Origin of the sequence: Pseudacidovorax intermedius (assembly GCF_003350475.1) — a bacterium.
Taxonomy (GTDB): Bacteria; Pseudomonadota; Gammaproteobacteria; order Burkholderiales; family Burkholderiaceae_C; genus Xenophilus; species Xenophilus intermedius.
This window is the reverse complement of sequence record NZ_QQAV01000018.1, coordinates 34895-56026: the sequence shown is the minus strand read 5'-3', so window position 1 is coordinate 56026 and position 21132 is coordinate 34895. Positions and strand designations below refer to the sequence as shown.

Sequence of the window (21132 nt, the reverse complement as noted above, 5' to 3'; positions counted from 1 at the left end):
GGACCCGTGCACGCTCCGGACTCGCCCGCCGTCCTTCGCGCGGCATGAACGCGCCGGCCCTTCCCCGCCTCCACGCCCTGGGCGACGCCGCCCTGCTGTGCGAGCTGCCGCCGCCCGCCACGCTGCCGGCGCAGCAACGCATCTGGGCCATGGCGCGCGAGGCCGCCGCGTGGCCCGAGGTGCAGGAAGTGCTCCCGGGCATGAACAACCTCACCCTGCTGTTCGATCCGCAGCAGGTCGATGCCGGCGAGTTGGAGTTGCGCGTGCTCACCGCATGGCCCGCGCTCGCCGTCGAGGGCTCGAGCACCGGCCGTGTGGTGGAGATCCCGGTCGCCTATGGCGGCGAGCACGGCCCCGACCTGGGCGACGTCGCCCGTCACACGGGCCTGTCTCCGGCCGAGGTGGTCCGCCGCCATGCGGCCGGCGAGTACGTGGTCTACCTGCTGGGCTTCTTGCCCGGCTTCGCCTTCATGGGCGGCCTGGCGCCCGAGCTGCACACGCCCCGCCGGCGCGAGCCGCGCACCGCAGTGCCGGCGCGCTCGGTGGGCATCGGCGGTGCGCAGACGGGCATCTATCCGCTCGACTCGCCGGGCGGCTGGCAACTGATCGGCCGCACCGCGCTCACGCTGTTCGACCCGGCTGCCGAGCCGCCCACGCTGCTGCAGCCGGGCGACCGGGTGCGCTTCGTGCCTGAAAGCGTGACGCTGTGATCCTCGTCCACAAGCCCGGCTTGCTCGCCTCGGTCCAGGACCTGGGCCGCGAGGGCCATCGCCAGCGCGGCATCTGCCCGGGCGGCGCGCTGGACCGCGCGGCGCTGGCGGTGGCCAACCGGCTGGTGGGCAATGCATGCGGCGCTGCCGGGCTCGAGCTCACGATGGGCAACGCCGAGTTGCGTTTCGATGCGCCGACGCGCATCGCCCTGATGGGCGACGACTTCGGCGCCGGCCTGGACGGTCGCGCATTGCGCCCGGGCTGGAGCGTGCCCGTGCGGGCGGGCGCGCGCCTGCTGCTGGGTGGCGTCAATGCGCAGGCGGGCAAGGCCGGCGTGCGCAGCTGGCTGGCCGTGGCGGGTGGCATCGACGTGCCGCAGGTGCTGGGCTCGCGCAGCACCGACCTCAAGGCCGGCTTCGGCGGGCTGGACGGTCGGGCGCTGAAGAAGGGCGACCGGCTGCCGCTGGGCGTGTCCGCGCTGACGGAGGCGCAGCGCGCGCGGCCCGCCTTCGGTATCCATCCGCTCGACCCCTGGCGCGACGAGGGCGAGGCCGAGCCGGTCTGCGCGCTGCCGCCCGAGGACGGTGTGTGGCCGCTGCGCGTGATGCCCGGGCCCGAGTACGCACAGTTCGGCGCACCCGCGCACGCGCAGTTCTGGCAGGGCGCTTGGCGAATCACGCCGCAGAGCAACCGCATGGGCAGCCGGCTCGAAGGTCCTGTGCTCAAGCGCGAGCACGAGGTCGACATGCTCTCCGCCGGCGTCGTGCCCGGCACCATCCAGGTCCCGCCCTCCGGCCAGCCCATCGTGCTGATGGGCGATGCCCAGACCACCGGCGGCTATCCGCGCATCGGCGTGGTGATCCGCGCCGACCTGTGGAAGCTGGCGCAGGCGCCACTCGGCAGCCGGCTGCGCATGGTCGAGGTCGACGCCGCCGCAGCGGCGCGGGCCTGGCAGGCGCTCGAACGTTGGCGCCACGACATCGACCGCGGGCTGGCGGCCATGGGCTGGCCGCTCGCCGCGCCGGCGCGACTCTGACCTTCTTTCTGGAGCGATTTCCCATGCAGATCGACCTCAACGCGGACCTCGGCGAAGGCGCCGGCAACGACGAGGCCCTGCTGGGCCTGGTGAGTTCGGCCAACATCGCCTGCGGCTGGCATGCCGGCGACGCGCTGACCATGCAGCAGTGCGTGCGCTGGGCGCTGGCCAAGGGCGTGGCCATCGGCGCGCATCCCAGCTTTCCGGACCGCGAGAACTTCGGCCGCAGCGCCATGCAGCTGCCGCCAGCACAGATCGTTGCCGACATGCTCTACCAGATCGGCGCGCTGGACGCGATCGTGCGCGCCGAAGGCGGACGTCTGGCGCACGTCAAGCCGCACGGCATGCTCTACAACCAGGCCGTGAAGGAACCCGAGCTGGCCGCGGCGCTGTGCGAGGCGGTGCGCCGCTTCGACCCGTCGCTCAAGTTCTTCGGCCTGGCCGGCAGCGGCATGATCGAGGCGGCCCGCGCCGCCGGCCTGACGCCGGTGGAAGAAGTCTTCGCCGACCGCGGCTACATGCCCGACGGCAGCCTGGTGCCGCGCAGCCAGCCGGGCGCGCTGATCGAGAGCGAGGAGCAGTCGCTCGCGCAGACGCTGTCGCTGGTGCGCGACCGGCAGGTCACCGCCATCGACGGCAGCGTGGTGCCGGTCAATGCGCAGAGCGTGTGCCTGCACGGCGACGGCGCCCATGCGCTGGCCTTCGCGCGCCGCATTCGCGAGCGGCTGGCGGCCGAGGGCATCGGCGTCGCGCCCTTCCCGGGCTGACGCTCGCTTGCGCCCTCGGCGCCGGGCAGGCAGCGCAGGCGCTCAGCCCAGCGTGTCGTACACGCCTTTCTCGAAGCGGTAGAGCAGCTCCATCACCCGCGCATCCGCGAAGGGGAAGGTCTGCGTGGCCAGCAGCCCGGCGATGCCGGTGTGCGGGTCGATCCAGAAGAAGCTGTTGGCCAGCCCCGCCCACGACAGGCTGCCGGCGGGCCGGCCGGTGGGCGCCGGCTGCTCGTTGATCTGGAAGGCCAGGCTCCAGCGCTTGGCGATTCCGGGAAAGAACTCCGCGTCGGCCGTGAGCGGGATGGCCGCCTTGAGCAGGCTCACGCGCGCATTGCCGATCTGGTTGAGCGACAGGTGCGTGGTCACCGTCTCGGGCCGCAGCACGCGCTCGCCGTCGAGCTGGCCCAGGTTGAGCACCATGCGCATGAAGCGCGCGTAGTCGCCCATGGTGCTGTAGAGCCCGCCGCCGCCCATGTGGAATTCGGGCTCCTGCGCGATCTCGAAGGGGAAGGGCGCGAAGGCACCGTCCTCGCCCCGCAGGTGCACGCCGGCGAGGCGCTGGCGCATGTCGGGCATGATGCGAAAGCCGGTGCTCGCCATGCCCAGCGGCTCCCAGAGGTTCTGGCGCATGAACTCGCCCAGCGGGAGGCCGCTCACGGCCTCGACCATGCGGCCGGCCCAGTCGATGCCCACGCCGTATTCCCAGCGCTCGCCGGGGTCGGCCACCAGCGGCAGCGTCAGGGCCTTGAGCTGGCAGCCGATGACGCCGGGAATGTCCAGCGCCGCCTGCACCTTTTGCATGTCGGGGTTCCAGATCTCGTAGCTGCAGCCGGAACTGTGCGAGAGCAGGTGACGCAGCGTGATCGGCCGCCTGGGCGGCCGGGTGGTCGGCCGGCCCTCGGCGTCGAAGCCGGTCAGCACGCCCAGCTCGCCGATGGCGGGCACCACGCGGGCAGCGGGCGCGTCCAGGTCGAGCAGGCCGCGCTCCACGCACTGCACGGCCGCCACCGAGGTGATGGCCTTGGTCATGGAGGCGATCCAGAGCACGGTGTCCGGCGTCATGGCGACGCCGCTGCCGAGCTGGCGTTCGCCGGCGGCGCCTTCGTATCGCAGGCCGTCGCGGTCGGCCACCAGGGCCACCACGCCGGGGGCCTGGCCGCGGGCCACGCCTTCGGCCAGGATCGTGTCGAGGGTCGTCTTGAGGGTCATGTCTGTCTCCTGTGTCGTTGGAAGCGCGCACGCCGGCGTACGCATGCGGGCGCGGCGGCCGCGCGGGCGGCCTGCCGGAAAAAGTCTAGGAAGCGGTGGCCCCGGCGGCTCGCCGTATCACGCCAAATGGCTGGCCGCTGCGTGCCAGCGCGCAAGCGCTCAGCGCAGTGCCTGGGCGCGGAAGGCGGCGGGCGCGATGCCCCGCTGGCGCAGGAACTGCCGTGCGAAGTGCGAGGCATCGGCAAAGCCGCAGCGCCGGCCGATCTCGGCCACGCCCAGGTGGCGCAGGCGCGGCTGCACCAGCATGCCGGCGGCGGCCTCCACCCGCAGGGCCATCAGCGTGGGCAGAAAGCCGCGGCCCTGCGCCGCCATGGCGCGGTGCAAGGCGCGCAGCGACACGCCCGCTTCGGTGGCGACCTCGGCGGCCGTCAGCCCGGGTTGCATGAAGCGTGCGCGCAGCACGCCGAGGATGCGGGCCTGCGCATTGGGCGGCTCGGGCTGCGCAGGGGCGTGCGCGTCGCCCAGCAGCGAGAGCAGGCCGCCGAGCTGGGCCTCGATCAAGGCATCATGGTCGGCCGGCTGTTGGCGCAAGGTCAGGGGCACCAGCGCCTCCTTGACGCCGCGAAGCGCCAGGCCCCAGCCGGCATCGGCCCGCAGCGGCCGGCCGATGAGCCGGGCCGGGTCGGCCACCCAGTGCGCCACCCAGTCGATGGGCAGCTCGATGGACAGGTCGTCCAGTCCCGCGCCGAAGTCGAAGGCATAGGGCTCGCGCGAGTCGATCAGCACCGCGTCGCCCGGCTGCAGCAGGGCCATGTGGCCGGCCTGGGCTGCGCGCCAGGGCAGGCGCGGCTGGGAGAGCAGGTAGTAGGCGTTGTGCTGGCTGCGTGCGATGTCGGCCGCGCCGCGCACGATCTTCTGTGGCGTGCCGCGCGCCTGGTGCGGCAGGATGCGCTGCAGGGCACAGCGCTCGATGCTGCCGAAGAAGCCGTCGCGCTGCAGCGGCACGGCGTCCATCTCCAGCACGGTGGCATGCAGCGCATCGCGCCAGCCGCGCAGCCGCTGGGGCTCGGGCAGGCTTTCCGAAGACCAGGAACAGAGGTTTCTCATGGGCGACCTCGGCAGCGGACGGGAGGCCGAGCATACGTCCGGCGGCGTGCGGCGAGGCTGACGCCGGAGACGGGCGCTGCTTCGTCGGGCGCGCGACGTGGAGGGTGATCAGCGCAGGAAGGGCGCCAGCCAGCGCAGCAGCGCGGCGTTCACCGCCTCCGGCGCTTCCATGGTGAGCATGTGGCCCGCCTCGGGCAGCCACACCACCTCGGCCTGCGGGATCAGCGCCGCCATCGCGTGCGTGCAGTCGGGCGGTGTGAGACGGTCGGCCTCGCCGCATATCAGCAGCACGGGGCAGCGCAGGTCGCCCAGGTGCAGCCGCGCATCGGGCCGTGCCATGACGGCGCGGTTCTGGCGGATCAGCTGTTCGGCGCCGGCATCCAGCACCATGGCCAGGTAGCGCTGCACCAGGGCCGGGTCCGTGGCATTCGTCGGATGGAAGGCGAAGGCCACGTTGGTGCGGATCACCGCCTCGGCGCGGCCAGCGGCGAACTCCTCGATGGCGGCGCTGCGCAGCGCATACATCTCCGGCGTTTCCGGCAGGGGCGAGGTGCCGAGCAGCGCCAGGCCGGCGACGCGTTCCGGTGCTTGGCGGGCGGCCTCCATGGCCACCATGCCGCCCATGGAGGCGCCGGCCAGCAGCAGCGGGCCCTCTTCTTCGTCCAGCAGTGCGCGCGCCATCGCCTCGATGCTGCCGTGGCGTCGGCTGACATCCGCCACGCGGGGGCGCAAGGCGTTGGGCATGGCGGGCAACTGCGCCGCCCACAGGCGTTCGTCGCAGGCAAGACCGGGCAGGAAGACGAGGCGGGCAGGGGTGTCGGCAGGCATCTGTCCATTGTTGCAGTGGCGTACCTGCCATGCGCCATCGGCATAGGCTGCACGGCCAGCAGCCAGTCCGGCGGGCGCTGCCTAGACTTTCCGCTGTTGCCAACGCAGGAGTGCCTTTCCATGAACCTGGTCCAACGCGTGCAGGACATCCTGCTGCGTCCCAAGCGCACCTGGCCCGAGATCGCGGCCGAGTCCACCGATACGGCCACGCTCTACCGCGACTACCTTTTGATCCTGGCGGCCATCCCGGCCGTGGCGGGCTTCATCGGCCTGTCGATCATCGGGGCGGGCGTGTTCGGCGTCCGCTTCCGAGTGCCCATCGTGAGCGGGCTGGTGCAAGCCATCGTGAGCTACGTGCTTTCGCTGGTGATGGTCTATGTGCTGGCGCTGATCGTCGATGCGCTGGCGCCGAGCTTCGGTGGTCGGCGCAATCCCATCCAGGCGCTCAAGCTGGTGGCCTATGCCAGCACCGCCGGCTTCGCGGGCGGCATCTTCGGCCTGTTGCCTGCGCTGGCGGTGCTGGGCGCGCTGGTGGGCCTTTATTCGGTCTATCTTTTCTACATCGGCGTGCCGGTGCTCATGGAGTGCCCGGCCGAGAAGGCGCTGGTCTACACGGTGGTGTTCGCGCTGTGTGCCATCGTAGCGTCGGTGGTGTTGGGCGCACTGCTGTCGGTGTTCACGCCGGCGCCCCGGATGCCGGTGGGTGCCTGGCTCCCGATCTTGACCGTGGCCTGACGTGGGCCGCAGGCGGCCATGGACAATGGCCGCAGCATGCCCACCGACCTGATCCTCATCCGCCATGGCGAGACCGACTGGAACCGCGAACTGCGCTTCCAGGGCCACATCGACGTTCCCCTCAACGACACCGGCCACGAGCAGGCCCGCCGCCTCGGCCTGGCCCTGGCGCACGAGCTTGTGCGCCACATCGTCTGCAGCGACCTGCTGCGCACCCAGCAGACGGCGGCGCCCGCGGCGCAGCAGCTGGGCCTGCCGGTGCGCACCACGGTCACGCTGCGCGAACAGGCCTTCGGCGTCGGCGAGGGTCTGCGGGCCGAGGAGATCCGCGAGAAGCATCCCGAAGCCTGGGACGGCTGGCTGCGCTTCGAGGCCGACCGCTCGCTGCCGGGCGGCGAGAGCACGCGGCAGTTCCATGTCCGCGTGATGCAGGCCCTGGCCGACATCGCCGCGCAGTACGCGGACGGGCCGGTGCTGGTGGTCACGCATGGCGGTGTGCTCGACATGGTCTGGCGCACGGTGCACGGCCTGGGCCTGGACGGGCCGCGGCAGAGCGACATTCCCAACGCCGGCATCAACCGCATCCGCATCGACGACCCGGCGAAGCCCGAGGCGCTGGTCATCGTCGGCTGGGCCGAAACGGCGCACCTGCAAGGCCTGGGCCCGCAGCCCAGCTACGACCAGCGGCGGCATCTCAAGCTGAGTTGAACTTCGGCATGAACCACGTCTGGATCGACACCGACCTCGGCTTCGACGATCTGGCCGCCGTGATCACGGTGGCGCAGCAGCCCGGCTGGACCATCGACGGACTCTCCCTGGTGGCCGGCAATGCGCCGCTGCCGGTGGTGACGGACAACGCCCTGCGCACGGCGCACTGCTTCGGCTGGCGCATGCCCATCCATGCCGGCTGTGCGGCGCCGCTGGTGGGCGCGCTGGTCACGGCGCAGAACATCCTGGGCGAGGACGCGATGGCCTCGGCTGGCGAGCAACTGCCGCCTGCGCGCGCGGTGCTCGATGCGCTGCCTGCGGTCGATGCCCTGGCCGTCTGGCTGCGGCAGGCCGCCGCGCCGGCCACCGTGCTGGCCCTCGGCCCGCTCACCAACATCGCCACCCTGCTGCAGCACGATGCCACGCTGGCACCGCGCATCGGCCGGCTGGTCTGGATGGGCGGCAGCGCCGGCCCGGGCAACCACACGGCCGCGGCCGAGTTCAATGCCGCGGTGGACCCGGAGGCGATCAACGTCGTGCTCGATGCCGGCGTGCCGCTGGAGATGGTGGGCCTGGACGCCTGCCGCCAGGTGCGCGTACATGCCGACGATGCGCAGCGCCTGCGCGACCTGGGCACACCCCGCGGCCGGCTGCTGGGCGACCTGCTGCTGGGCTATGTGCGCATCGCCAGCCCCGACGGCCGCCTGCCCATGTCGCTGTACGACCCCACGGCCGCTGCGGCACTGGTGGACGCCGACTGCATGCAGTGGCGACCCGCCCATGTGGTGGCCGAGTGCGAGGGCCGCCACACCCGCGGCATGACCGTGGTGGAGTGGCGCGTGCCGCGCAAGGCTACGGCCAATGCGCGGGTGGCCCACATCGTCGACGAGGCGCGCGTGCGGCGCGTCGTGCTGGACGCCCTGGCCGCCGCCGCGGTCTGAGCCCGAGCCCTGCGCTCGGTCGGGCGCTGCGCATCACGCTCGCCGAGGCGCCGCGCACTACGATGCCCCGATGACCGACGCGCTCACCGACTTCTGCCACGCCCTGCCCAAGGTGGAACTGCATTGCCACCTGCTGGGCACCGTGCGCCACGCCACCTTCAGCGACCTGGCACGGCGCGCGCAGGCGGCCATCACCCAACCCGAGATCGACGCCTTCTACATCCGCGGCGAGAAGCCGGTGGGCGTGCTCAAGGCCCTGCGCACGCTCGACGCGCAACTCATCCGCTCGCCCGACGACCTGCACCGGCTGACCTACGAATACCTGCAGGACGCCGCCGCCCACACCGTGCGCTATGCCGAGTTCTTCTGGAACCCCACGGGCACCGCGCAGAAGTCGGGCATCGCCTATCCGCAGGCGCTGGCCGCCATCGTGCGCGCCATCCATGACGCCCAGGCGGACCACGGCATCGTGGGCCGGCTGATCCCCGCCATCGACCGCGAGGCCTCGCCCGAGGCCGCGGTAGAGATGGTCGAGTGGGTGCGGGCGCACCGCGTGGACGAGGTGGTGGGTATCGGCATCGACTACAGCGAGATCGATCATCCGCCCGAATGGTTCGCACCCGCCTATGCGCTGGCGCGCGAGGCCGGGCTCAAGACCACGGCGCATGCCGGCGAGTTCGGCATGCCCTGGACCAACGTGCGCACCGCGGTTGATCTGCTGAAGGTGGACCGCATCGACCACGGCTACACCATCGTCGACGCGCCCGACTTCGCGCGCGAATGCGCCGAGCGCGGCATCGTCTTCACCGTGGTGCCGACCAACTCCTACTACCTGCGCACCCTGCCGCCCGAGCGCTGGGCGCTGGACCATCCCATCCGCCGCATGCCGGGCCTCGGCCTGCGCATCCACCCCAACACCGATGACCCGACGCTGCACCTGGTCACGCCCACGCAGGCCTGGCGCAAGATGGTGAGCGACTTCGGCTTCACGCGCGAAGACCTGCGCGGCTTCATGCTCAATGGCCTGGATGCGGCCTGGATCGACGACAGTACCCGAAGCGCCTGGCGCGTGGTATTCACACAGGAGTTCGAAGCACTGATGGCTGCGTGAACGTCGGTTTCAGTGGTAGTCGTCCTCGCGCTGGTGGCGTAGGGCGGTGACGACAACGTCGTGGTCGCTCTCGATCTGGAACAGGGCTACATAGCCCGAGCCGCCGAACGGAATGACCAGCTCACGCTCGAGCCGGTCGTCGAAGGCGATGCGGCACGTGAAGGGATTGCGCCGCAGGATGGCGAACTCCTGCTGGATGGCATCCATGGCGCGCCCGGGAAGGTCGAAGTCGCCGTGATTCAAGGCTGCGTCGACCAGGAAGTCTTCCAGCCGCTGCAGGTCTTCGAGCGCTTCCGGCGTCAACCGGACCGTGTAGCCCATCAGCGGCGAGTCGGTGTTTTGCCGGCAGCATTCGCCTTTGACAGGCGAGCCGCCATGCGGCTGCGCATGGCTTCCAGGGCCTGATCGGCATCGTGGAGTTCGCCCGTCTCGCGCGCACGGGCCAGCGAGGCGCGCCCGCGAGCGATGAATTCCTGCTGGGCCTGTCGGCGACGCGCCGCGTCGACGGCGGCGCGCTCGACGAACTGCGACAGGCTTTCCCCTTCGAGCAGCACGTTCTCGATCTGTTGCCTCACGTCGGCCGTGACGCGCACCGGCGGCAGTTGTGCGTTCTTCAGCATTCCCGCAGTGTAGTGCAGATGCTATGCGTTCAGGCGCTGCGTCGTGCTCGCTTCGCGCACCGACTGCCGGCCCGGATCCGGCACCGGCGTCGCCGCCAGCAGCCGCTGGGTGTACGCATGCTGCGGCCGTTCCAGCACCTCGTCGGCGCTGCCGCTTTCGACCACGCGGCCGCCGGTCATCACCAGCACGCGGTCGGCCAGGGCGCGCACCACGCCCAGGTCGTGGGTGATGAACAGGTAGGCCAGGCCGCGCTCGCGCTGCAGTTCGGCCATGAGCCGCAGGATCTGCGCGCGGATGGACACGTCCAGCGCCGAGACCGGCTCGTCCGCCACGATCACGGCGGGCTGCGAGGCGAGGGCACGGGCGATGCCCACGCGCTGGCGCTGGCCGCCCGACAGCTCGTGCGGCAGTCGGTGGCGGAAGTGCGCGGGCGGCAGACCGACCTGCTCCAGCAGCGCATCGACCTCGCGGGCACTGGCGGCCGCGTCGAGGCCCCGGTTGTGGCGCAGCGGCAGCGCCACGCTCTGGCCGATGGTGTGGCGCGGGTTGAGCGAACCGCCCGTGTCCTGGAAGACCACCTGCACCTCGCGGCGGAAACGCTGCCAGGCCTCGCCGCGCAGCCCGGCCACATCTTCGCCGCGGAACAGCACCTGGCCGCTGCTGGGCGCGGTCAGGCCCAGCAGCATGCGGCCCAGCGTGGTCTTGCCGCTGCCGCTTTCGCCGACCAGCGCCACCACCTCGCCGGGATGGATCTGCATGGACACGCCGTCCACCGCCAGCTGGGTCTGGCGCGCGCGCCACAGGCCGCCGGTGCCGCGCTGGGCAAAGCTTCGGCCGACGGCACGGGCTTCGAGCAGCGGCGCGGCAATGGTCGAGGTCCGGTCTTCAGCCGCGGTCGAGGCGGCAAGGGCGTCGGGCGTCATCGTGTGGCCCGTCATGCGCGGATCTCCGCCGCACGCCATGCATTGGCACTGCCGCGCTCGGCGCTCAGGTGGCAGCGGTCCGCCCCTTCACCCAGGCCGCTGCCGAGCAAGGCCGGCGGCTGTGCGTCGCACACCCCGGGGCGTGCGATGGGGCAACGCGGATGGAAGCGGCAGCCGTTCGGCCAACGTCCGGCGATGGGCACCGCGCCCGGAATGGAGAACAGCGAATGCGCCCGCGACTGCGGCGTGAGGATGCTGCCGAGCAGCCCCTGCGTGTACGGGTGGCGCGGTGCGGCGAAGAGCGGGCCGACGGCTTCCTGCTCGACGATCTCGCCGGCGTACATCACGTTGACGCGTTGGCAGGTCTCGGCCACCACGCCCAGGTCGTGGGTGATGAGCAGGATGCCCAGGTCCAGCTCGCGCCGCAGCCGCGCCAGCAGTTGCAGGATGCCGGCCTGCACCGTCACGTCGAGCGCGGTGGTGGGCTCGTCGGCGATCAGCAGCGCGGGCCGCATGGCCAGCGCCGCCGCGATCAGGATGCGCTGGCGCTGGCCGCCCGAGAGTTCGTGCGGGTACTTGCGCGCGGTCTGTGCAGGCTGGGGCAGCTCCATCAGCTCGATCAGCTCGTGCACGCGGGCGTCGAGCCCGTCGGTGCGGCCATGGGCGCGCAGCGGCTCGGCGATCTGGCGGCCGACGGGGATCAGCGGGTCGAGGTAGCTGGTCGGGTCCTGGAAGACCATGCCGATGCCCGCGCCGCGCACCTGCCGCATCGATTCGGCGTCGAGGCCACGCAGGTCGCGGCCCTGCAGCCGCACCTCGCCCTCGGCCACACGCGCGAGTGGCGAGGGAAACAGGTTCATCAGCGCGAAGGCCGTCATCGACTTGCCCGAGCCGGACTCGCCGACCAAGCCCACGGCCTCGCCGCGGCGCACGGTGAAGCTCACGTCGCGCACCACGCGCAGCGCCTGCGCACCGCGGCCCACGTCGACCGACAGGCCGCGCACGTCGAGCAGCGGCGGCTCGGCCGGCGCACCCTGCGGATCGCCGCCGAACATGGCGGAGGAGGGTATGCCGTTCATCGGAAGGACTCTCCGCGCGGATGGAGCGCATCGTTCAGGGCGTCGCCCATCAGGTTGAAGCCGAGCACCGTGAGCGCAATGGCCATGCCCGGAAACACCGACATCCACCACGCGTCGCGCAGGTACTGCTGCGCCTCGTTGAGCATGGTGCCCCAGGACACCAGGTTCGGGTCGCCCAGGCCGAAAAAGCTCAGGCTGGCCTCGATCAGGATGGCCATGGCGATGTCCAGCGAGCCGAGCACGATGATGGGCGCGGCCACGTTGGGCAGGATCTCGCGCAGGATGATGCCGCCATGGTCCATGCCCGCCACGCGCGCCGCCTCCACGAACTGCGACTGGCGCAGGCTGGCGACCGAGGCCCGCACCACGCGCGCCAGTTGCGGCCACGACAGCGCGGCGATCACCATCACCATCTTGGCGACGCTGGTGCCGTAGAGCGCGATGACGATCAGCGCCACCACGAAGCGCGGCAGGGTCTGGAAGAACTCGGCCGTGCGCATCAGCACCGCATCGAGCAGGCCGCCGAAATAGCCGGCGAGTGCACCCACGACGACGCCGGCGGCCACCGCGAGCAGCGCGCTGGCCACGCCCACGATCAGCGAGATGCGCGAGCCGTGCACCACCCGCGCCCAGATGTCGCGGCCCAGGTCGTCGGTGCCCAGCCAATGGCCGGCAGAGAAGGGGGGAAGCAGCGCATCGCCGCCGCCCGAGAGCGGATCGGCCCGGCCCACCCAGGGCGCGAGGATCGCCGTGGCCAGCAGCAGCACCAGCCAGGCCAGTGCGAGCCGGCTGCCGGGGCGGCGCAGCAGCCGGCGCCAGAAGCCGGCGCGCTGAAAGGCCGTGCCCACCGCGGGCTCGTTCGCCAGCGGCAAGGAAGGAGAAGGGGAGGAGGTCATCGTGGTTGGGCGCCGAGGCCGCGCGTCATGCGCGTTCCAGGCGCGGGTCCAGCAGGCGATGCAGGATGTCGGTGAGCAGGTTGGCCAGCACCACCGTCACCGACACCATCAGCAGGATGGCCAGCATGACGGGATAGTCGCGCTTGGCGATGGATTCGTACAGCAGCCGGCCGATGCCCGGCCAGGCGAACACGGCCTCGATCAGCGCCGAGCCGGCCAGCACGAAGCCCAGGTTGTAGCCAATCACGGTGAGCACCGGCGCCGCCGCATTGCGCAGCGCATGGCCCAGCACCACCTGCCATTCGGCGCTACCGCGTGCACGCGCGGCGAGGATGTAGTCGGCATTCATCACCTCCAGCATCGAGGCGCGCGTGATGCGGGTGATGAGCGTGAGGTAGCGCATCGACAGCGCCAGCGCGGGCAGCAGCAGGTAGCGCAGGTGCTGCACGAAGCCTTCCCAGCCCGGCGCCACGCCACGCACCGGGTTGTAGCCCTGCGAGGGCAGCCAGCCCAGGCCGATGGCGAAGGCCAGGATCAGCAGCTGCCCCAGCCAGAAGTCCGGCACCGCATATCCCGCGGACGATGCAGCCTGGATCACCGAGTCGGCCGCTCCACCGCGTGAGCGTGCCGCCAGCACGCCGAAGGCGACGCCCAGCACACTGGCCAGGCCGAGCGCGGTGAGCGTGAGCTCCAGCGTGGCGCCCAGGCGTTCGAGGATCAGGCTCGCCACCGGCTGCTGGTTAGCGAAGGAAAAGCCGAAGTCGCCCTGCAGCACCTTGCCCAGGTAGCGCAGCAACTGCATCCACACGGGCTGATCGAGGCCGTAGTCGCGGCGCATCTGGGCCAGGTACTCGGGCGGCGCCGGAAAGTCGCCGACCAAGAGCGTGATCGGGTCGCCGGGCGTGAAGGCGATCAGCAGGAAGTTGAGCACCACCACCGCCAGCAGCAGCGGCACCGCCTGCAGCAGGCGGCGCAGGATGAAGCGTCCCATCGGACTGGCGGACCGCGCTCAGTCGGCGCGGCGCACGCCGGCCCACTGGTCGCGCGCGTCCAGCGCGGGGAACACGCCGCTCAGCTTTTTCGACGCGGTGTCCACCGTCTCCTCGTCGAACAGGACCAGCGAGGGCAGGTCTTCATTGAGGATCACCTGCAGCGCCTTGTAGTCGCGGGCGCGCTGGGCGCGGTCCACCGAGGTGGCGGCCTCGGCCAGCAGCGAATCCACCTTGGGATTGGAATAGCCGCTGGCGTTGGTGTTGGGCGCGGTGCCGGTGTAGGTGTTGTAGAGCCGCGTGTAGCCGATGGCCGGATCGCCCGCGGAGAAATACGAGGCCAGCGTCATGTCGAAGTCGCGCTTGGCGAAGACGCGGTCGTAGTACACCGAACGCTCCAGCGGCTCCAGCTTCACCTCCAGGCCGATCTGACGCAGGTTGTCCTGGATGATCTGGGCCTGTGCACGCATCTGCGCGCGGCCGGCGTCGAAGGGCATGCGCAGCGTGGTCGTGCCGGGCTTGACGCCCAGCTTGTCGAGCAGGACCTTGGCCTTGGCCGGGTTGAGCGGGTACTTGCGGTCGTAGCCCACCTCGTCGTTCATCAGCCACTTGAAGCCGTCGCCGAAGGCGCCCGCACCGGGCCGCGCGATGCCGTTCATCACCTGCTTGACCAGCCGCGGCCGGTCGATGGCGAAGGCCAGCGCGTGCCGTGCTTCCACCTTCGACAGCAGCGGCGACTGCGTGTTGAACATCAGGAAGTAGATGGCCGGGATGTTGACGCCGCGGCGCGTGGTCAGGCCCTTGTCGGCCAGGATGCGCGGCACCTCGGGCTTGGGCGTGTAGAAGTCCAGCAGTTCGTCGATCTCGCCCGTCTGCAGCGCCGGCACGCGGTTGGCCGCCTGGGGGATGACCTGGAAGATCAGGCTCTGCAGGTAGGGCTTGCCGGCATCCCAGTACTGGTCGTTGAGCACCAGCGTGATGGCCGAGCCGCGCTTCCATTCGCCGAACTTGAAGGGGCCCGTGCCCACCGGCTTCTGGTTAGCGGGATTGGTGCCCACGTTGCCGTTCTCGTACAGGTGCTTCGGCAGGATGGGCGCATCGAACACGGTCATCTGCGACAGGAAGGGCGCATAGGGCTTCTGCAGCCGGATGACGACGGTGGCGGCATCGGGCGCCTCGACCTCCACCCCCAGGTTCTTGAACACCGGCGCCGCGCGTGGATGCAGCTTGCCCACGATCTCGGTCAGCGAGAAGCGCACGTCGGCGCTGCTGAAGTCACGGCCGTCGTGCCAGTTGACGCCCTTGCGGAGCGTAAAACGGTAGGTCTTGCCATCGGGCGACACGGTCCACGCCGTGGCGAGCGAGGGCTGCGGGTTGTACTGCTGGTCCAGCCAGACCAGGCCTTCGAGGATCTTGGCCGACACGTCGCCGGCCGCGAAGTCGGTGGTGGTGCCCAGGTTGAGCGTGGGCGGATCGGCATCGATGCCCAGCACGGCCGTGCCCTTGCCGGTGGCGGCCCAGGCACGCGGGCCCGTGGCCAGCCCGCCGGCCAGGGCGATGGCGCCCAGGCCGAGCTGGCGGCGGGTGAGGGAAGGAAGAAGGTCGGAGGGAGCCATGGTGTTGTGGATTCTGGGCAGGCCGGGAGGGCACTGTTTATAGCAAGTTCGAGGCCATTCGACGGGCTGATCCAGGGCTCCTCCCGATGCGCCCGTCGCACGCTTTCGTGAACGGCGGCCCGGAGGCGCAGAATGCGCGGCTTTCCCTGACCGGCGCCGGCCGCTGCTCGCGTGGCATGGCAACTGCAAGGCCCTTCGCATGATCGACGTCCCCATCCATCCCGGCATTGCCGCGCACCTCGACGACATGGTCGGCCTGCGCCGGCAGATCCATGCCCATCCCGAGCTGGGCTATGAGGAAGAGCAGACCAGCGCACTGGTCGCTGAGCGCCTGGCGCGCTGGGGCTACACCGTGCACCGCGGCCTGGGCGGCACCGGCGTGGTAGGCACGCTGACCGTGGGCGCCGGCGGCAAGCGCCTGGGCCTGCGCGCCGACATGGACGCGCTGCCCATGACCGAAACCACCGGCCTGCCCTGGGCCAGCCGCCAGCCCGGCCGCATGCATGCCTGCGGCCACGACGGCCATACCGCCACTCTGCTGGCGGCGGCGCAGGTGCTGGCCGCGAGCCGGGCCTTCAGCGGCACGTTGAACCTCATCTTCCAGCCGGCCGAGGAAGGCCTGATGGGCGCGAAGCGGATGGTGGAAGAAGGCCTGTTCGAGCGCTTTCCCTGCGACGCCGTCTATGCGTACCACAACGAGCCCGGCTTCCCGGCCGGGCGCTTCGGCTTCCTGGCGGGGCCGATCTACAGCTCGTCCGACACGGCTGTCATCACCATCGAAGGCAAAGGGGGCCATGGCGCCATGCCGCACACCACGGTGGATCCGGTGGTGGTGGCGGCGCACCTGATCCTGGCACTGCAGACCCTCGTCTCGCGCGAGGTGGACCCGAACGACATGGCGGTGGTCACGGTCGGCTCGGTGCATGCGGGGCAGGCGCCCAACGTGATTCCCAACACGGCGGAACTCAAGCTCACCATCCGTGCCCGGCGGCCCGAAGTGCGTGCGCTGCTGCGCGACCGCATCACGGCCATGGCGCAGGCCCAGGCGGCGGTGCACGGCGCCACGGCGCGCGTCGACTACCAGTGGAAGATGCCGCCCTGCGTCAACGACGCCGGCGCCACCGCCTTCGCGCACGAAGTGGCGCTGCGCACGATGGGCGAACGCGCGCTGATCCCCGACATGGCGCCGCTGCAGGCGAGCGACGACTTTGCCTTCATGCTGAACGAGGTGCCCGGCTGCTACTTCATCGTCGGCAACGGCGACGGCACGCCGGGCAACGGGCCGGGCTGCATGGTCCACAACACCGGCTACGACTTCAACGACGAGATCCTGCCCAGCACGGCGAGCTACTGGGTGTCGCTGGTGCAGGCCTACCTGCGCTGAGCCTCGGGCGAGGCCCCAGCCTTGGCTGCTGCGAGGGCCTCCTGCGCGTCTTCCATCCACCAGTCGGCGGCGGCATAGAAGCCGTCCCACACGCAGCCGTTGCAGCCGCGGCCGCAGCAGGTCGTGGGCTCGGGCGGCGGCGCCCGCAGCGTCACGCCGGCGGCCTGGGCGCGGGCCTGCATGGCCGCGAACAGGGCGTGGACCTGGGGCAGGGTGGTGGGAGCGTGAGCGTTCACGAATGCTGGAAGTCATGGCCTGTGCACAAGCCGCTTCGACGGCGCCGCGTTGCACAGGCGCCGCGGAGTGTAGGCGCGGGCGCGCGTTCAATCGGCGTCGGTCTGGTGGCGCAGGTACAGCGTGAGCACGATGTCGCGCACGCTCTGCACGTGGGCCTCGACGGCCTGCGCCGCGGCCTGGCCATCGCCGGTTCGGCAGGCCGCCACGATCGTTCGATGGTCCTCGTTGGAGCTGCGGTTGAAGCCCGCCAGCGACAGCTGCATGAAGGACATGCGCTGGATGTGGCCCTGCAGCATGGCGAGGATGGAGCGCGACAGCGGCAGGTCGGCCGGCGCGTAGAGCAGGTCGTGGAAGCGGGTGTTGCACTCGCTGAAGCGCCAGGCGTCGGCGGCGTCGTCCATGTCCTGGATCAGGGCCTCGGCCTGGTCCAGCATGGCCGGCGTGAGCCGCGGGGCGGCGGTGCGCATCAGGTGCGGCTCGATCATCAGCCGGAGGTCGAAGGCATCGCGCAGCTGGGCCAGTGTCAGCGGCCTGACGATGGCCCCGCGGTTGAGCTGCAGCTCGACGAAGCCCTGGGCCTCCAGCGTGCGCAGCGCCTCGCGCACGGGGATCTTGCTCACCTGGAACAGCGCCGCCAGTTCGTCCTGCCGCAGCGCGAGCCCGGGCGCCAGCAGCCCCCGCACGATGGCCTGGTGCAGCACGTGGACGATGTCGTCGGTGGAGGGCCGCACGCCCGTTGCGCCCAGCCGCTCGCGCACCAGGCGCGCGAGCGGCGAGTCAGACGCCGTGCCCGCCATGGCCTTCATGGATCTTCTCGCGCACGAAGGCGCAGATCTGGTTGAACACCGGATCCTCCTGCAGCCCTGCATGGCGGGGCCGGGCCAGCGGCACGCGGATGTCGGCCACGATGCGCGAGGGCCGCGCGTTCATCACCAGCACGCGGTCGGACAGCAGCACCGCCTCGCGGATGCTGTGGGTGATGAAGACGGCGGTGCGGCGCTGCTGCTGGTCCCACAGGCGGGCGAGCGCCAGGTTCATGTCGTCGCGGGTGATGGCGTCCAGCGCCGAGAAGGGCTCGTCCATCAGCAACAGGCGCGGGTCGTGGATCAGCCCGCGGCAGATGGCCACGCGCTGGCGCATGCCGCCGGAGAGTTCTGCGGGCCGCTTGTCGCGGAAGTCCCACAGGCCGGTCAGGCGCAGCAGGCGCTCGGCTTCGGCCCGGAACTCGGCCACCGGCCGGCGGTGGGCGCGGATGGGGAAGAGCACGTTGTCCAGCACGCTCTTCCACGGCAGCAGCGTGGCGTCCTGGAACACGTAGCCGAAGTCGCGCCGAGGCCCGTCCACGGGCGTGCCGCCCACGCGGATGCGGCCGGTGCTGGGCGTCTCCAGGCCGCCGATCATGGACATCAGCGTGCTCTTGCCGCAGCCGCTCGGGCCGACCAGGCTGACGAAGTCGCCCTCGTCGATGTCGAAGTCGGCATGCTCGACCGCGTGCACGGCGCCGGTGCGGCCGGCGTAGGTCTTGCCGGCGTCCTGCACGCTCAGGTAGCTCGCCGCACGGTCGGGGGCGGTGCTGGCGGGCAGCAGCCAGGCGGGTGGGTTCGTCATGGGCGGCATGGCGTCAGTGGCCGAAGCGGCGCTGGGTCCAGCGCTCCAGCAGCGCCACCAGGCCGTAGAAGGCCAGGCCGAAGAAGCACAGCACCAGGATCGCCGCCAGGATCAGGGCGGTGTCCGCCTGCGCCGAGGCGAACAGCACCAGGTAGCCCAGCCCGGCCTGCGAGGTGATGAACTCGCCCACCACCACGCCGATGATGGCGAAGGTGGTCGCGATCTTCATGCCGCTGAAGACATAGGGCAACGCATGCGGCAGCCGTACCCAGGCGAAGACCTGCCAGCTCGACGCCGTGAGCGCCCGGCACAGACGTAGCAGCGACCTGTCCACATGGTCCAGCCCGGCCAATGTGGCGATCACCACCGGAAAGAAGCTGATGAACACCGAGAAGGTGAGCCGCGACTGGAAGCCGATGCCCAGCCAGACGATGAACAGCGGTGCCAGCGCGATCTTGGGGATGAGCTGGAACAGCACGACGTTGGGATAGAGCATGTCGCGCATCAGGGCCGAAGCGCTGAGCAGTGCGGCGAGCGCCACGCCCAGCACCGAGGCGATGACGAAGCCCGCCACGCTTTCCCACACGGTGGGCCAGGCATGCTGCATGAGCAGCGGAAAAGTCTCGATCAGCCGCGCGACGACCGCGCTCGGTGCCGGCAGCAGCACCTCGCGGATGGCAAAGATGCGTACCGCAGCCTCCCAGGCGAGCAGCGTCGCCAGAGCGAAGGCAACGGGCAGGACAAAGCGTCTCCAAGGCGCTGTCATGAGGACGAGGCCACGGTATCGGCACCCGGCATCGCCAGGCCGTCGAGGAATGTCACCATGTCGGCCGCCGAAGCGGTCCAGCCGAAGAACTTCTCGATGTTGAACACGCTGGATTCGTAGACGGAAGGCGGGCCGGCCTGCAGCGTGGCGTCGGCGACCATCACGGCGAAGAATTCGCGGTGGAAGGCATCCCGCACGGCCGTCTCGACACACACATTGGTGTTGACGCCGACGAAGACCAGGGTGGTGATGCCATGCGCCCGAAGCATCATCTCCAGGTTGGTGCCAGCGAAAGCGCTGTAGCGGGGCTTGTGGACGACGGGCTCGTGCGGCAGCGGCTGCAGGGCCTCGACGATGGCATGGTCCCACGTGCCGCGGATCAGCAGCTGGCTGCCCGGATGGGCGCGCATGTACTTGAGCGGATTGGACTTGTGCCACATCGGCGAGCGGCGCGGACCGGCCTCCGCCAGCGAGGGACTCCAGCCGTTCTGCGCATGGACCACCATGAGCCCTGCACGGCGTGCCGCCTGAAGCACCTTCGCTGCGCGCTCGATCACGGGTGGCGTGCCGCTGATGTCGAAGCCGGCCAGGTCGAGGTAACCACCGGGCGACAGATAGCCGTTCTGCATGTCGATCACCACCAGCGCCGTCTGCGAGGCGCAGGCCTCCAGCGGCTCTGGCAGCGTCGGCAGCGTGATCGCCCTGGCCTGCGTGGCCATCAGGCCATGCCCACCATCTTGGCGTAGGGCGCCACATTGCGCCGAACGACGTCCCATTCGCCGCTGCTCAACTTGATGCGGCCCGCGAAGCGGTTGGTGGCCAGGTCCTCGGGCACCAGCGGCTTGGCATCGGCCTTGAGTGCGCCGGCGCGGGCGGCCAGCGAGATCATTCCGGCGAGCTTGGGAATGCTGCTGTAGCCCATGCCGTGCTCGATGGCCTCGGGCGCCACCATGGTGGCCTGGGCGAGGCCTTGCGACAGGCGGGCGTTCTCCTTGCCGCCCTTGGCGAGAGCGATCTCGGGCTGGGCCTTGAACAGGATCTCCAGCGACTCCTCGGGCTTCTTGAGCGTGTAGACCACCGATTCGAGGATGCCGTCCACCATGGCCTGGCAGAGACCGGGGTCGGCCTGGATGGTCTCGGTGCGCGCGATGACCTGCGCCGCATACAGCTCGATGCCGGCGGAGGCCCAGGGGATGAAGCGCGTCTTGACCCCCAGTGAGTCCAGCACCGGGATGCTGGACGAGCCGATGGCCGTGATGGCGTCGACCTGCCGGTCCATGAGGGCGCGCTCGATCAGCCGTGCATCGAGCTGCTGTCGCGTGACCTTTGAAAGGTCGATGCCGGTCTTGGCGGCATAAGCGGCCCAGTAGGGCGACTCGGCCGAAGTGGCGACGGTGCCGACGCGCTTGCCCTCGAAGTCCTTGGGCCCGCGGATCGGTGAGTCGGCCAGCACGAGGTTGCCCATCAGCGAGTCGTAGCCGACGGTGGCCAGGGCCTGCAGCGGCAGCCCGCGCGCCATGTTGACCAGCGTGCCGCCGAAGAACACCACGCCCATGTCGAATTGCTTGTTGGCCACGGCCTGGGCTGCTGCGACGGAGCCGTTGCCGCGCGAGACGGTGAGGTCGATACCGCGCTTCTTGAAGAAGCCCAGCTCCTTGCCGACCATGGGCCAGTAGTTGGAGCCGTTCACCACCCAGGGCAGGGTGATGCTGATGGGGCGTGTCTGCGCGAAGGCGGGCGCGGCGAGCGTGGCGCCGGCGGCGCCCGCGGCCTGGAGCCAGCGGCGGCGTGTGAAGGCATTCGCCTCATGGGCGACGGGCGAGAAAGAAGCGCGGGAGGACATGCGGGGCTCCATCG

Annotated in this window: 24 protein-coding genes; 8 read left to right on the top strand and 16 right to left on the bottom strand. The window is 70.7% G+C overall.

All coding sequences use genetic code 11. The features are described 5' to 3' along the window. Positions 1-44 precede the first annotated feature (44 nt). From pxpB to pxpA, 3 genes are read left to right on the top strand one after another with little or no spacing between them, the layout of a single operon-like run. Positions 45-710 (top strand): 5-oxoprolinase subunit PxpB, encoded by a 666-nt coding sequence (gene pxpB / locus DFR41_RS26585; protein ID WP_114804943.1) that lies wholly within the window; start codon positions 45-47, stop codon positions 708-710. Then, positions 707-1747 carry a 5-oxoprolinase subunit C family protein gene (locus DFR41_RS26580; RefSeq protein WP_114804942.1) on the top strand — a complete coding sequence of 347 codons (1041 nt, stop codon included), beginning with the start codon at positions 707-709 and terminating at the stop codon, positions 1745-1747. Before pxpB ends, DFR41_RS26580 begins: the two co-directional genes overlap by 4 nt. A gap of 23 nt (positions 1748-1770) precedes the next feature. Beyond that, a complete protein-coding gene (gene pxpA, locus DFR41_RS26575) occupies positions 1771-2514 on the top strand; it encodes a 5-oxoprolinase subunit PxpA (RefSeq protein WP_114804941.1) in 744 nt (247 codons plus the stop codon). Between the two features lie 42 nt (positions 2515-2556). Here the strand turns inward: pxpA and DFR41_RS26570 are convergent, their stop codons facing one another. The 3 genes from DFR41_RS26570 to DFR41_RS26560 form a co-directional block, all read right to left on the bottom strand. Continuing rightward, on the bottom strand, positions 2557-3726 hold the full coding sequence (locus DFR41_RS26570) for a serine hydrolase domain-containing protein (protein ID WP_114804940.1): 1170 nt from the start codon (positions 3724-3726) through the stop codon (positions 2557-2559). A gap of 159 nt (positions 3727-3885) precedes the next feature. Next, a complete protein-coding gene (locus DFR41_RS26565) occupies positions 3886-4833 on the bottom strand; it encodes a helix-turn-helix domain-containing protein (protein ID WP_114804939.1) in 948 nt (315 codons plus the stop codon). 108 nt (positions 4834-4941) lie between these two features. Then, positions 4942-5661 carry an alpha/beta fold hydrolase gene (locus tag DFR41_RS26560; RefSeq protein WP_114804938.1) on the bottom strand — a complete coding sequence of 240 codons (720 nt, stop codon included), beginning with the start codon at positions 5659-5661 and terminating at the stop codon, positions 4942-4944. A gap of 120 nt (positions 5662-5781) precedes the next feature. On the opposite strand from DFR41_RS26560, the gene DFR41_RS26555 reads away from it, so the two are divergent. The 4 genes from DFR41_RS26555 to add all read left to right on the top strand — a co-directional run bounded on the left by DFR41_RS26555 (position 5782) and on the right by add (position 9156). Beyond that, the gene (locus DFR41_RS26555) at positions 5782-6396 is read left to right on the top strand and encodes a Yip1 family protein (protein ID WP_114804937.1); all 615 of its coding nucleotides are present in this window, start codon (positions 5782-5784) and stop codon (positions 6394-6396) included. A gap of 18 nt (positions 6397-6414) precedes the next feature. Then, positions 6415-7104: a histidine phosphatase family protein gene (locus DFR41_RS26550; RefSeq protein WP_017758432.1), complete on the top strand. Its 690-nt coding sequence runs from the start codon at positions 6415-6417 to the stop codon at positions 7102-7104. Positions 7105-7112: 8 nt separating this feature from the next. Next, the gene (locus DFR41_RS26545; RefSeq protein ID WP_114804954.1) at positions 7113-8045 is read left to right on the top strand and encodes a nucleoside hydrolase; all 933 of its coding nucleotides are present in this window, start codon (positions 7113-7115) and stop codon (positions 8043-8045) included. 70 nt (positions 8046-8115) lie between these two features. After that, complete coding sequence (gene add, locus DFR41_RS26540; protein WP_017761133.1) at positions 8116-9156, top strand: adenosine deaminase; 1041 nt, start codon at positions 8116-8118, stop codon at positions 9154-9156. Between the two features lie 9 nt (positions 9157-9165). Here add and DFR41_RS26535 read toward each other — a convergent pair whose 3' ends face one another. From DFR41_RS26535 to DFR41_RS26505, 7 genes are read right to left on the bottom strand one after another with little or no spacing between them, the layout of a single operon-like run. Further along, positions 9166-9477, bottom strand: coding sequence for a type II toxin-antitoxin system RelE/ParE family toxin (locus DFR41_RS26535; RefSeq protein ID WP_017761134.1), 312 nt, complete (start codon positions 9475-9477; stop codon positions 9166-9168). Next, positions 9477-9776: a YlcI/YnfO family protein gene (locus DFR41_RS26530; protein WP_017761135.1), complete on the bottom strand. Its 300-nt coding sequence runs from the start codon at positions 9774-9776 to the stop codon at positions 9477-9479. Before DFR41_RS26530 ends, DFR41_RS26535 begins: the two co-directional genes overlap by 1 nt. A 21-nt stretch (positions 9777-9797) precedes the next feature. Beyond that, positions 9798-10715, bottom strand: coding sequence for an ATP-binding cassette domain-containing protein (locus DFR41_RS26525; protein ID WP_017761136.1), 918 nt, complete (start codon positions 10713-10715; stop codon positions 9798-9800). Next, positions 10712-11779: an ABC transporter ATP-binding protein gene (locus DFR41_RS26520; RefSeq protein WP_114804936.1), complete on the bottom strand. Its 1068-nt coding sequence runs from the start codon at positions 11777-11779 to the stop codon at positions 10712-10714. Before DFR41_RS26520 ends, DFR41_RS26525 begins: the two co-directional genes overlap by 4 nt. Further along, entirely contained in the window at positions 11776-12675 is a 900-nt protein-coding gene (locus tag DFR41_RS26515; RefSeq protein WP_081682317.1) for an ABC transporter permease, read from the bottom strand. Before DFR41_RS26515 ends, DFR41_RS26520 begins: the two co-directional genes overlap by 4 nt. A gap of 25 nt (positions 12676-12700) precedes the next feature. After that, positions 12701-13666 carry an ABC transporter permease gene (locus DFR41_RS26510; RefSeq protein ID WP_017761139.1) on the bottom strand — a complete coding sequence of 322 codons (966 nt, stop codon included), beginning with the start codon at positions 13664-13666 and terminating at the stop codon, positions 12701-12703. 18 nt (positions 13667-13684) lie between these two features. Then, on the bottom strand, positions 13685-15280 hold the full coding sequence (locus DFR41_RS26505) for an ABC transporter substrate-binding protein (protein ID WP_170159487.1): 1596 nt from the start codon (positions 15278-15280) through the stop codon (positions 13685-13687). 199 nt (positions 15281-15479) lie between these two features. Between DFR41_RS26505 and DFR41_RS26500 the strand changes: the two genes are divergently transcribed. Further along, entirely contained in the window at positions 15480-16664 is a 1185-nt protein-coding gene (locus DFR41_RS26500) for a M20 aminoacylase family protein (protein ID WP_114804952.1), read from the top strand. On the opposite strand, the gene DFR41_RS26495 is transcribed toward DFR41_RS26500, so the two are convergent. The 6 genes from DFR41_RS26495 to DFR41_RS26465 all read right to left on the bottom strand — a co-directional run bounded on the left by DFR41_RS26495 (position 16652) and on the right by DFR41_RS26465 (position 21118). Next, the gene (locus DFR41_RS26495; protein ID WP_114804953.1) at positions 16652-16846 is read right to left on the bottom strand and encodes an oxidoreductase-like domain-containing protein; all 195 of its coding nucleotides are present in this window, start codon (positions 16844-16846) and stop codon (positions 16652-16654) included. The two genes, DFR41_RS26500 and DFR41_RS26495, sit on opposite strands and share 13 nt — an antisense overlap. 141 nt (positions 16847-16987) lie before the next feature. Next, positions 16988-17707, bottom strand: a complete 720-nt coding sequence (locus DFR41_RS27580; protein ID WP_170159486.1) for a GntR family transcriptional regulator — start codon at positions 17705-17707, stop codon at positions 16988-16990. Further along, complete coding sequence (locus DFR41_RS26480; RefSeq protein ID WP_244917891.1) at positions 17679-18509, bottom strand: ABC transporter ATP-binding protein; 831 nt, start codon at positions 18507-18509, stop codon at positions 17679-17681. Before DFR41_RS26480 ends, DFR41_RS27580 begins: the two co-directional genes overlap by 29 nt. Positions 18510-18522: 13 nt before the next feature. After that, a complete protein-coding gene (locus DFR41_RS26475; RefSeq protein ID WP_114804933.1) occupies positions 18523-19275 on the bottom strand; it encodes an ABC transporter permease in 753 nt (250 codons plus the stop codon). After that, complete coding sequence (locus DFR41_RS26470; protein WP_114804932.1) at positions 19272-19994, bottom strand: isochorismatase family protein; 723 nt, start codon at positions 19992-19994, stop codon at positions 19272-19274. Before DFR41_RS26470 ends, DFR41_RS26475 begins: the two co-directional genes overlap by 4 nt. Next, on the bottom strand, positions 19994-21118 hold the full coding sequence (locus DFR41_RS26465; RefSeq protein WP_170159484.1) for an ABC transporter substrate-binding protein: 1125 nt from the start codon (positions 21116-21118) through the stop codon (positions 19994-19996). The genes DFR41_RS26470 and DFR41_RS26465 overlap by 1 nt, the downstream gene beginning before the upstream one ends. Between the last annotated feature and the right edge of the window lie 14 nt (positions 21119-21132).

Bases quoted from the DNA above. Each gene is read 5' to 3' on its own strand.
- DFR41_RS26505 (WP_170159487.1), bottom strand. From the start codon at position 15,280: ATGGCTCCCTCCGACCTTCTTCCTTCCCTCACCCGCCGCCAGCTCGGC.
- DFR41_RS26545 (WP_114804954.1), top strand. From the start codon at position 7,113: ATGAACCACGTCTGGATCGACACCGACCTCGGCTTCGACGATCTGGCC.
- DFR41_RS26525 (WP_017761136.1), bottom strand. From the start codon at position 10,715: ATGACGGGCCACACGATGACGCCCGACGCCCTTGCCGCCTCGACCGCG.
- DFR41_RS26530 (WP_017761135.1), bottom strand. From the start codon at position 9,776: ATGCTGAAGAACGCACAACTGCCGCCGGTGCGCGTCACGGCCGACGTG.
- DFR41_RS26535 (WP_017761134.1), bottom strand. From the start codon at position 9,477: ATGGGCTACACGGTCCGGTTGACGCCGGAAGCGCTCGAAGACCTGCAG.
- DFR41_RS26555 (WP_114804937.1), top strand. From the start codon at position 5,782: ATGAACCTGGTCCAACGCGTGCAGGACATCCTGCTGCGTCCCAAGCGC.
- DFR41_RS26480 (WP_244917891.1), bottom strand. From the start codon at position 18,509: ATGACGAACCCACCCGCCTGGCTGCTGCCCGCCAGCACCGCCCCCGAC.
- DFR41_RS26470 (WP_114804932.1), bottom strand. From the start codon at position 19,994: ATGGCCACGCAGGCCAGGGCGATCACGCTGCCGACGCTGCCAGAGCCG.
- DFR41_RS26500 (WP_114804952.1), top strand. From the start codon at position 15,480: ATGATCGACGTCCCCATCCATCCCGGCATTGCCGCGCACCTCGACGAC.
- DFR41_RS26510 (WP_017761139.1), bottom strand. From the start codon at position 13,666: ATGGGACGCTTCATCCTGCGCCGCCTGCTGCAGGCGGTGCCGCTGCTG.
- DFR41_RS26520 (WP_114804936.1), bottom strand. From the start codon at position 11,779: ATGAACGGCATACCCTCCTCCGCCATGTTCGGCGGCGATCCGCAGGGT.
- pxpA (WP_114804941.1), top strand. From the start codon at position 1,771: ATGCAGATCGACCTCAACGCGGACCTCGGCGAAGGCGCCGGCAACGAC.
- DFR41_RS26515 (WP_081682317.1), bottom strand. From the start codon at position 12,675: ATGACCTCCTCCCCTTCTCCTTCCTTGCCGCTGGCGAACGAGCCCGCG.
- DFR41_RS26550 (WP_017758432.1), top strand. From the start codon at position 6,415: ATGGACAATGGCCGCAGCATGCCCACCGACCTGATCCTCATCCGCCAT.
- pxpB (WP_114804943.1), top strand. From the start codon at position 45: ATGAACGCGCCGGCCCTTCCCCGCCTCCACGCCCTGGGCGACGCCGCC.
- DFR41_RS26560 (WP_114804938.1), bottom strand. From the start codon at position 5,661: ATGCCTGCCGACACCCCTGCCCGCCTCGTCTTCCTGCCCGGTCTTGCC.
- DFR41_RS26465 (WP_170159484.1), bottom strand. From the start codon at position 21,118: ATGTCCTCCCGCGCTTCTTTCTCGCCCGTCGCCCATGAGGCGAATGCC.
- DFR41_RS26495 (WP_114804953.1), bottom strand. From the start codon at position 16,846: ATGCAGGCCCGCGCCCAGGCCGCCGGCGTGACGCTGCGGGCGCCGCCG.
- add (WP_017761133.1), top strand. From the start codon at position 8,116: ATGACCGACGCGCTCACCGACTTCTGCCACGCCCTGCCCAAGGTGGAA.
- DFR41_RS26565 (WP_114804939.1), bottom strand. From the start codon at position 4,833: ATGAGAAACCTCTGTTCCTGGTCTTCGGAAAGCCTGCCCGAGCCCCAG.
- DFR41_RS26570 (WP_114804940.1), bottom strand. From the start codon at position 3,726: ATGACCCTCAAGACGACCCTCGACACGATCCTGGCCGAAGGCGTGGCC.
- DFR41_RS26475 (WP_114804933.1), bottom strand. From the start codon at position 19,275: ATGACAGCGCCTTGGAGACGCTTTGTCCTGCCCGTTGCCTTCGCTCTG.
- DFR41_RS27580 (WP_170159486.1), bottom strand. From the start codon at position 17,707: ATGAAGGCCATGGCGGGCACGGCGTCTGACTCGCCGCTCGCGCGCCTG.